At 64.6% G+C, this 12997-nt stretch carries 13 protein-coding genes; 3 read left to right on the forward strand and 10 right to left on the reverse strand.

Annotated features, from left to right (window positions below):
- Window positions 1–27: 27 nt before the first annotated feature.
- The 4 genes from ACTHNR_RS15455 to rpe form a co-directional block, all read right to left on the reverse strand.
- On the reverse strand, window positions 28–630 hold the full coding sequence (locus ACTHNR_RS15455) for an anthranilate synthase component II (RefSeq protein WP_440548534.1): 603 nt from the start codon (window positions 628–630) through the stop codon (window positions 28–30).
- A 15-nt stretch (window positions 631–645) separates the two neighbouring features.
- Window positions 646–2139 (reverse strand): anthranilate synthase component I, encoded by a 1494-nt coding sequence (trpE, locus tag ACTHNR_RS15460; RefSeq protein ID WP_440548535.1) that lies wholly within the window; start codon window positions 2137–2139, stop codon window positions 646–648.
- 297 nt (window positions 2140–2436) lie between these two features.
- On the reverse strand, window positions 2437–3207 hold the full coding sequence (locus tag ACTHNR_RS15465) for a phosphoglycolate phosphatase (protein ID WP_440548536.1): 771 nt from the start codon (window positions 3205–3207) through the stop codon (window positions 2437–2439).
- Window positions 3204–3890 carry a ribulose-phosphate 3-epimerase gene (gene rpe, locus ACTHNR_RS15470; RefSeq protein ID WP_440548537.1) on the reverse strand — a complete coding sequence of 229 codons (687 nt, stop codon included), beginning with the start codon at window positions 3888–3890 and terminating at the stop codon, window positions 3204–3206. Before rpe ends, ACTHNR_RS15465 begins: the two co-directional genes overlap by 4 nt.
- Window positions 3891–4194: 304 nt before the next feature.
- Here rpe and apaG point away from each other — a divergent pair, with 304 nt between their 5' ends.
- Entirely contained in the window at window positions 4195–4569 is a 375-nt protein-coding gene (apaG, locus tag ACTHNR_RS15475; protein ID WP_440548538.1) for a Co2+/Mg2+ efflux protein ApaG, read from the forward strand.
- Between the two features lie 88 nt (window positions 4570–4657).
- Here apaG and ACTHNR_RS15480 read toward each other — a convergent pair whose 3' ends face one another.
- Window positions 4658–4846, reverse strand: a complete 189-nt coding sequence (locus tag ACTHNR_RS15480) for a hypothetical protein (RefSeq protein ID WP_440548539.1) — start codon at window positions 4844–4846, stop codon at window positions 4658–4660.
- Between ACTHNR_RS15480 and mltA the strand changes: the two genes are divergently transcribed.
- Window positions 4755–5996, forward strand: a complete 1242-nt coding sequence (gene mltA, locus ACTHNR_RS15485; protein ID WP_440548540.1) for a murein transglycosylase A — start codon at window positions 4755–4757, stop codon at window positions 5994–5996. The two genes, ACTHNR_RS15480 and mltA, sit on opposite strands and share 92 nt — an antisense overlap.
- Window positions 5997–6114: 118 nt before the next feature.
- Here mltA and paaK read toward each other — a convergent pair whose 3' ends face one another.
- The 5 genes from paaK to paaN all read right to left on the reverse strand — a co-directional run bounded on the left by paaK (window position 6115) and on the right by paaN (window position 11904).
- The gene (gene paaK / locus ACTHNR_RS15490; RefSeq protein ID WP_440548541.1) at window positions 6115–7413 is read right to left on the reverse strand and encodes a phenylacetate--CoA ligase PaaK; all 1299 of its coding nucleotides are present in this window, start codon (window positions 7411–7413) and stop codon (window positions 6115–6117) included.
- A 119-nt stretch (window positions 7414–7532) separates the two neighbouring features.
- Entirely contained in the window at window positions 7533–8012 is a 480-nt protein-coding gene (gene paaI, locus ACTHNR_RS15495; protein WP_440548542.1) for a hydroxyphenylacetyl-CoA thioesterase PaaI, read from the reverse strand.
- Window positions 8013–8015: 3 nt separating this feature from the next.
- Window positions 8016–8807 carry a 2-(1,2-epoxy-1,2-dihydrophenyl)acetyl-CoA isomerase PaaG gene (paaG, locus tag ACTHNR_RS15500; RefSeq protein WP_440548543.1) on the reverse strand — a complete coding sequence of 264 codons (792 nt, stop codon included), beginning with the start codon at window positions 8805–8807 and terminating at the stop codon, window positions 8016–8018.
- Between the two features lie 91 nt (window positions 8808–8898).
- The gene (gene pcaF / locus ACTHNR_RS15505; protein ID WP_440548544.1) at window positions 8899–10101 is read right to left on the reverse strand and encodes a 3-oxoadipyl-CoA thiolase; all 1203 of its coding nucleotides are present in this window, start codon (window positions 10099–10101) and stop codon (window positions 8899–8901) included.
- A gap of 93 nt (window positions 10102–10194) precedes the next feature.
- Window positions 10195–11904 carry a phenylacetic acid degradation protein PaaN gene (gene paaN / locus ACTHNR_RS15510; protein ID WP_440548545.1) on the reverse strand — a complete coding sequence of 570 codons (1710 nt, stop codon included), beginning with the start codon at window positions 11902–11904 and terminating at the stop codon, window positions 10195–10197.
- 165 nt (window positions 11905–12069) lie between these two features.
- On the opposite strand from paaN, the gene ACTHNR_RS15515 reads away from it, so the two are divergent.
- Window positions 12070–12846, forward strand: a complete 777-nt coding sequence (locus ACTHNR_RS15515) for an enoyl-CoA hydratase (RefSeq protein WP_440548546.1) — start codon at window positions 12070–12072, stop codon at window positions 12844–12846.
- Window positions 12847–12997 lie beyond the last annotated feature (151 nt).

A 12997-nucleotide genomic window follows, 5' to 3' on the forward strand; every position in this document is an offset into this window, starting at 1 on the left:
GCGGTGTGCCGTGTCGCGTGTCGCGTGTTACGCGCCTTGCACGATGCCGGCCTCGTGCGCGGCTTTCGATGCCTTCAGGAAATTCTCGAGTAGCGCGTGCCCATGTTCGGACAGGATTGACTCGGGGTGGAATTGCACGCCTTCGACGGGCAGTGTCTTATGGCGCACGCCCATGATTTCGCCATCATCCGTCCATGCCGAGATTTCGAGGCAGTCGGGCAGCGATTCGCGCTCGATGGCGAGCGAATGGTAGCGCGTCACGTCGAAGTGCTTGGGCAGATTGGAGAAGACGCCCTTGCCGTCGGTCTCGATGCGGCTCACCTTGCCGTGCATGATGGTTTGCGCGCGCACGACGCGACCGCCGAACGCTTCGCCGATCGCCTGATGGCCGAGGCACACGCCGAGAATCGGCACGCGTCCCGAGAATCGACGCAGGACGTCGAGCGTGATGCCCGCGTGTTGAGGATTGCTCGGTCCCGGCGACAGGCAGATGTGATCGGGCTTCATCGCCTCGATTTCATCGAGCGTGATTTCGTCGTTGCGATAAGTGCGCACGTCCTCGCCGAGTTCGCCGAAATATTGCACGAGGTTGTAGGTGAACGAATCGTAGTTGTCGATCATCAGCAACATGATGTGTTTCTCCGCTCAGAAGTCGCTGTCGAGGCCGTCTTGCACTTGCTCGGCCGCGCGCAGCACCGCGCGGGCCTTGTTTTCGGTTTCCTGCCATTCCGATTCGGGCACCGAGTCGGCGACGACACCGGCCGCCGCTTGCACATACAGATTGCCGTTATGGATGAGTCCCGTGCGAATGGCGATGGCCAAATCCATCTCGCCGGTGAACGACAGGTAGCCGACCGCGCCGCCGTAGAGCCCGCGCTTGACCGGTTCGAGTTCGTCGATGAGCTCCATCGCGCGCACCTTGGGCGCGCCCGAGAGCGTACCGGCCGGGAACGTCGCGCGCAGCACGTCGAAATTCGTCATGCCGGGCTTGAGCTTGCCTTCCACCGAGCTGACGATGTGCTGAACGTGCGAGTACTTCTCGATCACCATCTTGTCCGTCACGGCCACCGAGCCCGTCTGCGCGATGCGGCCCACGTCGTTGCGCGCCAGATCGATCAGCATGACGTGCTCGGCGATTTCCTTCGGATCGTTCAGCAGCTCGGTCGCGAGTTCGGCGTCGCGCTCGGGCGTGTTGCCGCGAGGGCGCGTGCCCGCCAGCGGCCGGATCGTGACGATGCGATCCTCGCCGCGCTTTTCCTGGCGCACGAGGATTTCGGGCGATGCGCCGACCACGTGGAACTCGCCAAAATTGTAGTAGTACATGTACGGCGACGGATTGAGCGATCGCAGCGCACGGTAGAGCGAAAGCGGATTGTCGCGATACGGCTTGATCAGCCGCTGACCGACCTGCACCTGCATGAGTTCGCCCGCGGCGATGTATTCCTTCGCGCGGCGCACGGCATTGAGGTAATCGTCCCGCGCGAACTCGCGGTAGGTCTCGGTGCGCACGCTCGGCGAGGTGACAGGCGGCTGCACCGTGGCCCGCAGCCGTTGGCGCAGCTCCCGAAGCCGCTGTTTCGCGCGCGCATAAGCCTCGGGCGCGGTGGGATCGGCGTAGACGATCAGATAGAGCTTGCCGGCGAGATTGTCGATAACGGCGACTTCCTCGGTCAGCAGCAACTGGATGTCGGGCAGATTCAGATCGTCGGGCGGGGCCGTGTGCGCGAGCTTCTTCTCGATATAGCGGACGGCGTCGTAGCCGAAGTAGCCGGCAAGCCCGCCGCAAAAGCGCGGCAACCCAGCGCGCTGGGCGATCTTGAAGCGCGCTTGGAACTGCTGGATGAATTCGAACGGATCGCCTTCGTGCGTCTCGATGACATGTCCGTCGCGCACGACCTCGTTGACCCCATTGCTCGTGCGCACGAGCGTGCGCGCCGGCAGGCCAATGAACGAGTAGCGGCCGAACCGCTCGCCGCCGACGACGGACTCGAGCAAGAACGAATTGGCGCCGCCGCGTTCGGGCTGCGCGAGCTTCAGATAGAGCGAAAGCGGTGTTTCGAGATCGGCGAGCGCTTCGGCGATCAGCGGGATGCGGTTGTAGCCCTCGTTCGCGAGGGACTGAAACTCGAGTTCGGTCATGTTCCGATCCTGTTCGAATGGCCGACACATGCGTTGCCCGAAGGTGGGCGAAGAATGCGTGCGGCAAGCCGTAAACGCGCGAGCGCAGCGACCCGTAAACGGATGAAAGCGATCGTTTGGGCGGTACGGCGAATGTTGCGCGAATGCGCGGCGAAATCAAAAAACGGTGCTGAAGACGACCTTCAGCGTACCTCGAAAGAGGTTAGCGCGACGAGCGACGCCAGGGCCAGGCTCCCCGGTCGATACTGCTCGGACTCCGTTTTTTGTTCAGAAACATGAGTGGAATGACTTAAGTCGTCAGTGATCGATAGGCTGCTGCGGGGCCGAAGGCGCCGAACCGACGGCGGGCGATGAACCCGCGATGAGCCGCGCGGCCTCGAGCAACGTGGCGACTATACCATCCGAATTTATCGTTTGTATAGCTTTGCCATGGTTGTAGCCGTACGGCACGGTTAACGTCGCCATGCCGGCCGCCCGGCCGGCGAGCGCGTCGTTTTCCGAATCGCCGATCGCCACGGCTTCGCTAGGCGCGACGCCCATCGCGTCGCAGGCCGCGAGCATCGGCTGCGGGTCCGGTTTTTTGCGCGCGACGCTGTCGCCGCCCAGTACGACCGCGAAATACGGGGCGAGCCCGTATTGCTCGAGCAGCGCCACGGCGAACCGATGCGGCTTGTTGGTCACGCAGGCGAGCTTCATGCCGGCGCGCGCGAGCGCGGCGAGCCCCGGCTCGACGTCCGGATACAGGCGCGTATGGCGGCCGTTGACCGCGGCGTAGTGCGCCTGATAGCGATCGAGCGCCTCGGGAAAGCGGGTTTCGCTTTCGTCGGCGGAAAGCCGCGCAGCCAGCACGCTGCGAACGAGATGCTCCGAACCTTTGCCCACATAGCCGACGACTTCCTCGCGCGCGATCGGGCGTGCGCCGAGTTCGGAGAGCATGCCGTTCAAGCTGGCCGTGAAATCGTCGGCGGTATCGACCATGGTGCCGTCGAGATCGATGACGGCCGCTTTCAGAGCTCTAGCCGCCGTGGGCGTCGCGGCGTGAGGGGCGGGGCCGGCGCTCGTGCTCATGCCCGGTCGACGCCGGCGAGCCGGTTGCGCATGTCGCCGATCACGGCGCGATAGTCGGGTTTGCCGAAAATGGCCGAACCGGCCACGAACGTATCGGCGCCCGCGGCCGCGATTTCCGCGATGTTCTCGACCTTCACCCCGCCATCCACCTCGAGATGGATCTCGCGGCCCGTCCGGGCTTTGTAGGCGTCGATCCGCGCGCGGGCATCGCGCAATTTGTTCAGCGCTTCGGGAATGAACGACTGGCCGCCGAAGCCCGGGTTGACCGACATGATCAGTACGAGGTCCACGCGATCCATGACGTGATCGAGATAATTGAGCGGCGTCGCCGGATTGAAGACGAGGCCGGCCTTGCAGCCGTGATCGCGAATCAGCGACAGCGTGCGATCGATGTGCTCGGACGCTTCCGGGTGAAAACTGATGATGTTCGCGCCGGCCTTGGCGAAGTCGGGCACGATTCGATCCACGGGGCGCACCATGAGGTGGACGTCGATCGGGGCTTGTACATGCGGACGGATCGCCTCGCACACAAGCGGGCCGATCGTCAGATTGGGCACGTAATGGTTGTCCATCACGTCGAAATGGATCCAATCGGCGCCGGCGTCGACGACATGGCGGACTTCTTCGCCGAGCCGTGCGAAATCGGCGGACAGGATGCTGGGAGCGATGCGAAATTGCGTCATGGCGTGAGAAGCGGGATGATCGGCGAAAGCCTTGGCCTCGGCCGTTGAACGGAAAACCGCTATTTTAGCTTGTCGCGAGGCCTGGGCCGATCCGGGGGCGCCGCGGTTGCGGCCGGGGGCGGCATCCATCAGAATGCGAAACCAAAGCGACCGCCGTCGCGGCGCCTGCGGGCGAATCGGCGTTTGCTCAAACGTCGGTCGATGAAATCTCGGCGCGGCTAAGCGCCACACGGCAAGCCGTCCGGCTCGCCCCGTTTCGACGCCGCCGGCCGGGCGCGTCGATCCTTCAAAGAACGGAATCAGGATGAGCGAGTATCAACTGAGCGTGTCGGCGCAGACGCGCTATTTGCCGGAGCAGTCCAATCCCGAGCGGCGCCAGTACGCTTTCGCGTATACGCTGACCATCCGCAACACGGGACAGATCCCCGCGCAATTGATCGCGCGTCATTGGATCATCACCGACAGCGAAAACCAGGTGCAGGAAGTGAAGGGCCTAGGGGTGGTGGGTCATCAGCCGCTGCTGCAACCGGGCGAGCAGTTCGAGTACACGAGCTGGGCCGTCATCGAAACGCCGGTTGGGACGATGCGCGGCGCCTATTTTTGCGTTGCCGAGGACGGCGAACGGTTCGAGGCGCCGGTGGCGGAGTTCACGCTGCAGATGCCGCGCACGCTGCATTGAGGCAGGGCGCGCGATGGTGGGAAAGCGCAGCGCCGGCGGCACGCGAGCCGGCCGCCGAAGATGCGGCGCGGACCGTCGTTCTACGAGCCTACCGCGGCGCGCCGCGATCCTCGGCCCGGCCATTCGCGGCGCGGCCATTCGCGGCCCGGCCATCTTTCTTTCTGCCCGACATCGTCCATACGACGATGAACACCAGCAGCGCCAGCGCCACGAGCGCTTCGAGCGCAAAAATCAGCATGGGGTATTCGTCGAATAGAGCGGACATGGCGATTTCCATTAAGAACGAACATTGTATGCGTATTCATCCGTCCCTCCTTGGCCGCGCGGCCGCGCTCGCCGCGGCCGTGTTGCTCGCTGCATGCGGCGGCGGTCCCGCGGTTCGGCCGGTGTCTCCCGTCGGCGGGGCAGGACCAGGCCCCGTCACGGCTATCACGGGCGCGTTGTCGCCCGCGCGCCTGACGCCCGTGGCATGGCAACAGGTGCCGGGCTGGCAAGACGATTCACTGATCGGCGCGGCGGCCGCGTTGCGAGAGAACTGCATCCGGGTCGGACAACAAAGCACTTGGCGGCGCGCTTGTGCGGCGGCTTCTCAGCTCGACGATCTCGATGCGGCCGAAACACGCTCCTTCTTCGAGCGGTATTTCACGCCGTTCCAGCTCGCCAATGGCGACGGGTCGGTCGACGGTCTCGTCACCGGGTACTATGAACCGCTACTCCATGGCTCTCGTACGCGGCGCGGGACATATCAATATCCGCTTTATCGTTGGCCGTCCGGCTATCGCGCGGGCGCCGCTCTGCCGCCTCGCGCCCAGCTCGAGCGTTCCGGCGTGCTAGACGGTAACGAACTCGTCTGGGTCGACGATCCGATCGAAGCGTTCTTTCTGCAAGTGCAGGGCTCTGGACGCGTCATGCTCGAGGACGGCGGCGTGATGCGCGTCGGGTTCGGCGGCTCCAACAACCAGCCCTACAAGTCGATCGGCCGATGGCTGCTCGATCATGGCGAAATCACCCCGGCCCAGGCGACCATGCAAGGCATCAAAGCCTGGGCGCGCGCCAATCCCGCGCGCGTCGCGAACTTGCTCGATACGAACCCGCGCTTCGTATTCTTTCGAGAGATGCCGGCGACGCCGAGCGCTTCGGCGGGCGGAGACGGGCCGATCGGGGCGCTCGGCGTGCCGCTGACGCCGGAGCGTTCGATTGCCGTCGACCCCGCCTCGATCCCGCTCGGTACGGCCGTATTTTTGGAAACGACGCGTCCGTTCACGAATACGCCGATGAATCGGCTCGTGTTTGCTCAAGACACAGGCAGTGCGATTCGCGGTGGAGTGCGCGCGGATTATTTCTGGGGACTCGGCGACGACGCGGGCGATCTCGCCGGCAAGATGAAGCAAGCTGGCCGGATGTGGCTGCTGTTACCGAATTCCTGACCGGCTGAGTGATTGAGCAGCTCAGCTCAATGATTGGAATGGCCGGCGGGGAGGGCGGCAGGCTACGCATTGCATTTGCATCGTCTGCGCCGTTCGCCCTCCGGCATGTGCGCCAAGCTCAGACCGAACGCTTGTCGACCACGCGCCGCGCTTTCCCGACCGAGCGCTCGATGCCATTCACCGGCAGCACGTTGACAATGGCCGTCACACCAATCAGCGCCTTGATGTCGTACGCCAGGGCCGATTTCGCGGCGGCGAGCGCACTATCGTCGGCCCGGGTGTCGGGGCACGGCTCGACATTGAGCGTCATGACGTCGAGCGGCCCTTCTTTCGTCAGGACGATTTGGTAGTGCGGCGAGAGCGAAGGCTGCTTGAGCAGCAATTCTTCGATCTGCGTCGGGAAGACGTTCACGCCGCGGATGATCATCATGTCGTCCGAGCGCCCGGTGATTTTTTCCATCCGCCGCATCGTGCGCGCGGTGCCGGGCAGCAGCCGCGTCAGGTCGCGGGTTCGGTAGCGAATGATCGGCAGCGCTTCCTTCGTGAGCGACGTGAAGACGAGCTCACCGAATTGGCCGTCGGGCAGCACTTCGCCGGTGACCGGATCGATGATCTCGGGATAAAAGTGATCTTCCCAGATCGTCGGGCCGTCTTTGGTCTCGACGCATTCGGACGCCACGCCCGGCCCCATCACTTCCGACAGCCCGTAGATGTCGACCGCGTCGATGCCCATGCGCGCTTCGATCGCGCGACGCATGTCGTTCGTCCAAGGCTCGGCGCCGAAGATGCCGATCCGCAACGAGCAATGCGCCGGGTCGACGCCTTGCCGCTCGAGCTCATCGGCGATCGAAAGCATGTAGCTCGGCGTCACCATGATGATGTCGGGTTTGAAATCTTGGATCAGCTGCACTTGCTTTTCCGTTTGCCCGCCACCGAAGGGGATGACGGTCAGCCCCGCGCGCTCCGCGCCGTAGTGCGCGCCGAGGCCGCCCGTGAAGAGCCCATAGCCGTAGCTGACATGCACTTTGTCGCCGCGTCGTGCGCCTGCCGCGCGAATCGAGCGCGCGACGAGATCGGCCCAGGTATCGATGTCGCGGGCCGTATAGCCGACGACCGTCGGCTTGCCGGTCGTGCCCGATGAGGCGTGAATGCGGGAGAGCTTGTCCTGCGGTACCGCGAACATGCCGAACGGGTAGTTGTCGCGCAAGTCGCTCTTCGTCGTGAACGGGAAGCGCGAGAGGTCGGCGAGAGTCTTGAGGTCTTCCGGGTGCACGCCCGCCTCGTCGAACTTGCGCCGGTAGACGATCGAGTTCTCGTAGGCGTGTTTGAGCGTCCACTTCAGCCGTTCCAACTGAAGCGCGGCGAGCTCGTCGCGGCTCGCGGTCTCTATCGGATCGAGCGGCAGCGCGGTGGTCATCTCATGTCTCCTGTCTCATCTAAAAAATCATGGCCGGCGGGCGTGCTGGCTGCCCGTCGCGTACTACTAAAACGTGCACTCGCCGGCCGCCGATGAGGCGGCGCAAGCGGCGACAGACATTACGCGGGCGGAATCACGTGACCTTTGATATGGGCTGACTTGCCGCGAAACATCGCGACTGTCTCGCCTGTGCCGTTCGTGACGCGTATATCGTAAATACCGGTTCGCCCGCTCACCGTTTGCTCGATCGCCTCGGCGGTGAGGACCTCGCCGCCGTGAACCGGACGCAAGAATTCGATCGAGCAGCCCGACGCCACCGTGTTCACGTTGTACGAGTTGCAGGCGAATGCGAACGTCGAATCGGCCAGCGTGAAGATGAGGCCGCCGTGGCAGATGCCGTGGCCGTTGAGGAAGTCGGGGCGCACGGCGGCGCGCATACGCGCATAGCCGGCTCGCACTTCGGCCAATTCAAAGCCGAGCGCACGGCTAGCCGCGTCCGCCGCGTACATCGCTTGTCCCACGGCGCGCGCCAGCTCGTCGGACGTCGGGTGTTCCGATGCTGCGCTCGTGTGTGTTGCTTGCGCGTCTGTCGACGACATATCTCAACGCCCCTCGAAGCGCGGTGCGCGCTTTTGGATGAATGCCTGCACGCCTTCCGCGTAGTCGTATGAATTGCCGAGTTCGCGCTGCAAATCGCGTTCTAGGTCGAGTTGCTGATCGAGCGATTGGGTCGTGCTCGCGCGCATCGCGCGCTTGATGGCGGCGATCGCGCGCGTGGGCTGCTGGGCGAGCTGCGCGGCAAGCTGCGCGGCCGAGGCTTGCAATTGGGCGTCGTCGACCACTTGCCAGATCAATCCCCAGCGTTCGGCTTGCTCGGCGCTGATTTTGTCGCCGGTGATGGCAAGGCCAAGCGCGCGCGCCATGCCGACGCGCTGCGGCAGAAATGCCGTGCCGCCCGAGTCGGGAACGAGCCCGATCTTGACGAACGACTGGACGAAATGGCTCGATCGCCCGGCGATGACGAGATCGCACGCCAGGGCGAGATTGGCGCCGGCGCCGGCCGCGATACCGTTCACGGCCGCGATCACCGGCAAGGGCAGCGCCTGCAGGCGGCGCACCAGCGGATTGAAGTGCTCGTCGATCAATGCGCCCAGATCCGTCATCGCACCGGGCTCGAAGTTCAGGTCCGCGAGGTCCTGGCCCGCGCAGAACCCGCGTCCCGCACCGGTTAGTACCAGGGCGCGCGCGCCGGAGGCGACCACCTCGTCAAGGGCGGCGCTCAGCTCTTTGTGCATCGCACGCGTGAAGCTGTTGAGCTTCTCCGGGCGGTTGAGCGTCACGATGGCGACGTGAGCCGCCGCGTCGATCTCAACGCGAATCGCTTCATATTGCATCGAACGTCTCCTCACTCTCTTTAGTGCCTTCGCGTGCACGGCACTCGTTGAACTGTCTCCCGCCGGCGCGTTTCCGATCGCCGGCCGGGGATCAAACTCGCTCGATAGCGATTGCGATGCCCTGGCCTACGCCGATGCACATCGTGCACAGCGCGTAGCGGCCGCCGATTCGCTCCAGTTGATACAGCGCCGTCGTGATGAGCCGCGCGCCGGACGCGCCGAGCGGATGGCCGAGTGCGATCGCTCCGCCGTTCGGGTTGACGCGAGGATCGTCGTCCGGAACGCCCAGCATGCGCAGCACGGCGAGCCCCTGCGATGCGAACGCCTCGTTCAATTCGATGACGTCGAATTGCGAGAGCGACATCCCGAGCCGTTGCAGTAGCTTCTGCGTGGCGGGCGCGGGACCGATACCCATGATGCGCGGCTCCACGCCGGCCGTGGCCATGCCGAGAACGCGCGCCCGGCGGCGAAGCCCATATTGCGAAGCGGCGCTTTCATTGGCGAGCAGCAGCGCGCACGCGCCGTCGTTGACGCCTGAGGCATTGCCCGCCGTGACGGTGCCGTCCGGACGTACGACGCCCTTGAGCTTGCCCAACGCTTCGAGCGACGTTTCGCGCGGATGCTCGTCGCGCGACACCATGAGCGGCTCGCCCTTCTTTTGCGGCACCTCGACGGGCACGATTTCTTGCGCGAGCGTGCCGTCGTGCTGTGCTCGGGCTGCCTTCTGCTGGCTGCGCAGGGCAAAGGCGTCTTGGTCGGCGCGGCTGACCGAAAATTGCTCGGCGACGTTTTCGCCTGTCTCGGGCATCGAATCGACGCCGTATTGCGCCTTCAGGCGCGCGTTGATGAAGCGCCAGCCGATCGTGGTGTCGAAGATGTCGGCCTGCCGCGAGAACGCGCTGGCCGCCTTACCCATCACGAAAGGCGCACGCGTCATGCTTTCCACGCCACCGGCGATCATCAGGCGAGCCTCGCCGGCTTTGATCGCGCGCGCCGCCGAGCCGACGGCATCCATGCCCGAACCGCAGAGGCGGTTGATCGTGGCGCCCGGCGCATCGGTCGGCAGGCCGGCCAACAGGGTCGCCATGCGCGCGACGTTGCGGTTGTCTTCCCCCGCCTGATTCGCGCACCCGTAGACGATGTCGTCGAGCGTGCGCCAGTCCACCCCTGCGTTGCGTTGCACGAGTGCTTTGATGGGAACGGCCGCGAGATCGTCGGGACGAACATCCTTCAGTACGCCGCCGTAGCGGCCGATCGGGGTGCGAATCGCATCGCAAATGTAGGCTTCGGTCATCGGATCGTTTCCAGCGAGAATGAGCCCGCCATGCGGGGGCTTTCGACTTCATATTAGGGGAGCCGGTGCACAGGCTCCATTCGTCCGGACGGCCTATGCCGTTCGGACGACTTCCGCGGATGTTTCGCGAGGGGCAACATGCACTCGGCTCTGCACCACGCGGAAGCGGTTCGCCACGAACGCGGCGTCTGTCAGGGCTGCATTGGCGGCGGGGTTGGCGCCGGTGCCGTGGAAGTCCGAAAACGCGGCCGATTGATTGACGAACACACCGCCGGTGAGATTGATCGAGAGCGCCACGCCGCCGTCGATAGCCGCTTCGTGCGCGTCCTCCAGGATCGCCTCGTCCGTGCTGTAGACCGACAGCGTCAGTGCCCCGTGCTGGGCGGCCAGCGAGGACGCCAGTTCGAGCGATTGCCGCGTGGAGTCGGTCGCGATGACGAACGAGATCGGGCCGAACCATTCGCCGCTGAACTTGGCCGCGTCTTTCGCAGCGTCGAGTTGCAGCACGAGCGGGGTGCGCACGCGAGCCTGTGGAAACGCGGGGTGCTCGAGGCTCTGGCTGTCGACGAGCACGCGACCGAGGGAGCGCGCTTCGTCGATGCGACGCAAGACGCCTTCGTTTTGAATGGCGCCGATGAGTTCGACGGCGCGAGCCGGGTCGGCGACAAGCTTCTGCACGGCGCCGGCCAGTGCCCCCGCTACTTCATCGAAGCTTGCGTGCCCCTCGGCCGTGCGAATGCCGTCGCGCGGCACGTAGATGTTTTGCGGCGCGGTGCACATCTGGCCGGAGTACAGCGCAAGCGAGAAGGCGATGTTGCGCACGGCAGCTTTCAAATCGTCGACCGAGTCCACGACGATCTGATTGACACCGGCTTTCTCCGTGAACACCTGCGCTTGGTGCGCGTTGCGCTCGAGCCAAGTGCCGTTTTGCGTACTGCCCGTGAAGTCGATCAGCTTGATTTCGGGACGTTGAGCCAGGTCCTGCACGAGCGGGCCGTCGTTGGGTTCGGTCGCGAGCAGGGTGACGACGTTCGGATCGAAGCCGGCTTCGCGCAGCACATCCCGGGCGATTCGCACGGTAACGGCGAGCGGCAGGATCGCGCCGGGGTGCGGTTTGACGATCACGGCATTGCCCGTCGCGAGATCGGCGAACAGGCCCGGGTAGCCGTTCCACGTGGGGAACGTGCAGCAGCCGAGCACGAGGCCGATGCCGCGGGGCACGACCGTGAAGCGCTTGTGCATGGCGAGCGGAGGGTTCTTGCCCTGGGGCTTTTCCCAGTGGGCGTCGGCGGGTACGCGGTTCAACTCGTTCCATGCATAGGCGACGGCCTCGAGTGCACGGTCTTGCGCGTGCGGGCCACCGGCCTGGAAAGCCATCATGAAGGCTTGGCCAGTCGTGTGCATGACGCTATAGGCGATTTCGAAGCTGGCGCGGTTGAGTCGGCTCAGGATTTCGAGGCTGACTCCGACCCATGCTTGCGGGCCGGCCTTGCGCCAGCTTTTTTCAGCGGCACCGGCCGCTGCGAGCAGCGCCGTGACATCGGCCTTCGGATAGCGTACGCCGAGCGCGAATCCGAACGGCGACTGCTCTGTCCCCACCCATTCGCCCGTGCTGGGTTGGTCGAGGACGAATTGATGGTCGAGATGCGCCTTGAAAGCGGCTTCTCCGTCCGCGTTGCCGGTTTCCCCGTACACTTTGGGGCTCGGCATCTCCGCGAAGGGGCTCCAATAGCCGCGCGAACCGATGGCATTGAGGGCGTTCTTCAGCGTGTCTTCGTGCTTCGCAAATAGAGGATGGGTCATAGCGAGACAAGGGGGCAGGCCAGGCGTTGGGGGAGCAGGCCGGTAATCGAACGATGGATCGTATTAATTAACCGACCGACCGGTTGGTTGGCGAATGTTAGCATTGTTTCAGGGTGGGCGCGAACGCTTTTCGCGCCCACCCCGCACCTAAAAAATGGAGGATGCATGAGCTTCGAAAACATTCTGGTCGAAACGCGCGGGCGCGTTGGACTCGTGACGCTGAACCGCCCGAAGGCGCTCAACGCGTTGAACGACGCGCTGATGGACGAACTGGGTGCCGCACTGCGGGTGTTCGATGCCGACGAAGGCATCGGCGCGATCGTCGTGACGGGCAGCGAGAAGGCGTTCGCGGCCGGCGCCGATATCGGCATGATGGCGACCTACACCTATATGGACGTGTACAAGGGCGACTACATCACGCGCAACTGGGAGACGGTGCGCTCGATCCGCAAGCCGATCATTGCCGCGGTGGGCGGCTTCGCGCTCGGTGGCGGCTGCGAACTCGCCATGATGTGCGACATCGTCATTGCGGCCGATACGGCGAAGTTCGGGCAACCCGAAATCAAGCTCGGCGTGATGCCGGGTGCGGGGGGCACGCAGCGCCTGCCTCGCGCGGTGTCCAAGGCGAAGGCGATGGATATGTGCCTGACGGCTCGATTCATGGACGCCGCGGAGGCCGAGCGGGCAGGACTCGTGTCCCGCGTCGTTCCGGCCGCGTCGCTGCTGGACGAAGCGCTGGCCGCCGCTGCGACGATCGCCGAATTCCCATTGCCGGCCGTGATGATGGTGAAGGAATCGGTGAACAGCGCGTACGAGACGACGCTTGCCGAGGGCATCCGCTTCGAGCGTCGCTTGTTCCATTCCTTGTTCGCCACGGAAGATCAGAAGGAAGGTATGGCAGCGTTTCTGGAAAAGCGCAAACCGGCGTTCAAGCATCGTTGAACGGCCTGCTCAAATTTTCGCTTGCGGCGCGAAACGAACGCGCCTAGAATCACGCCCTTCGCGCAGTCGAACGGACAGCGCGAAGGAAGCGGGAGTCCTTGGAGCAGGTAGGTTTGCCCAGGATTTGCGCGGGCCCTCGTAGCGGGTTTTG

Origin of the sequence: Trinickia sp. (assembly GCF_051954495.1) — a bacterium.
Lineage (GTDB): Bacteria > Pseudomonadota > Gammaproteobacteria > Burkholderiales > Burkholderiaceae > Trinickia.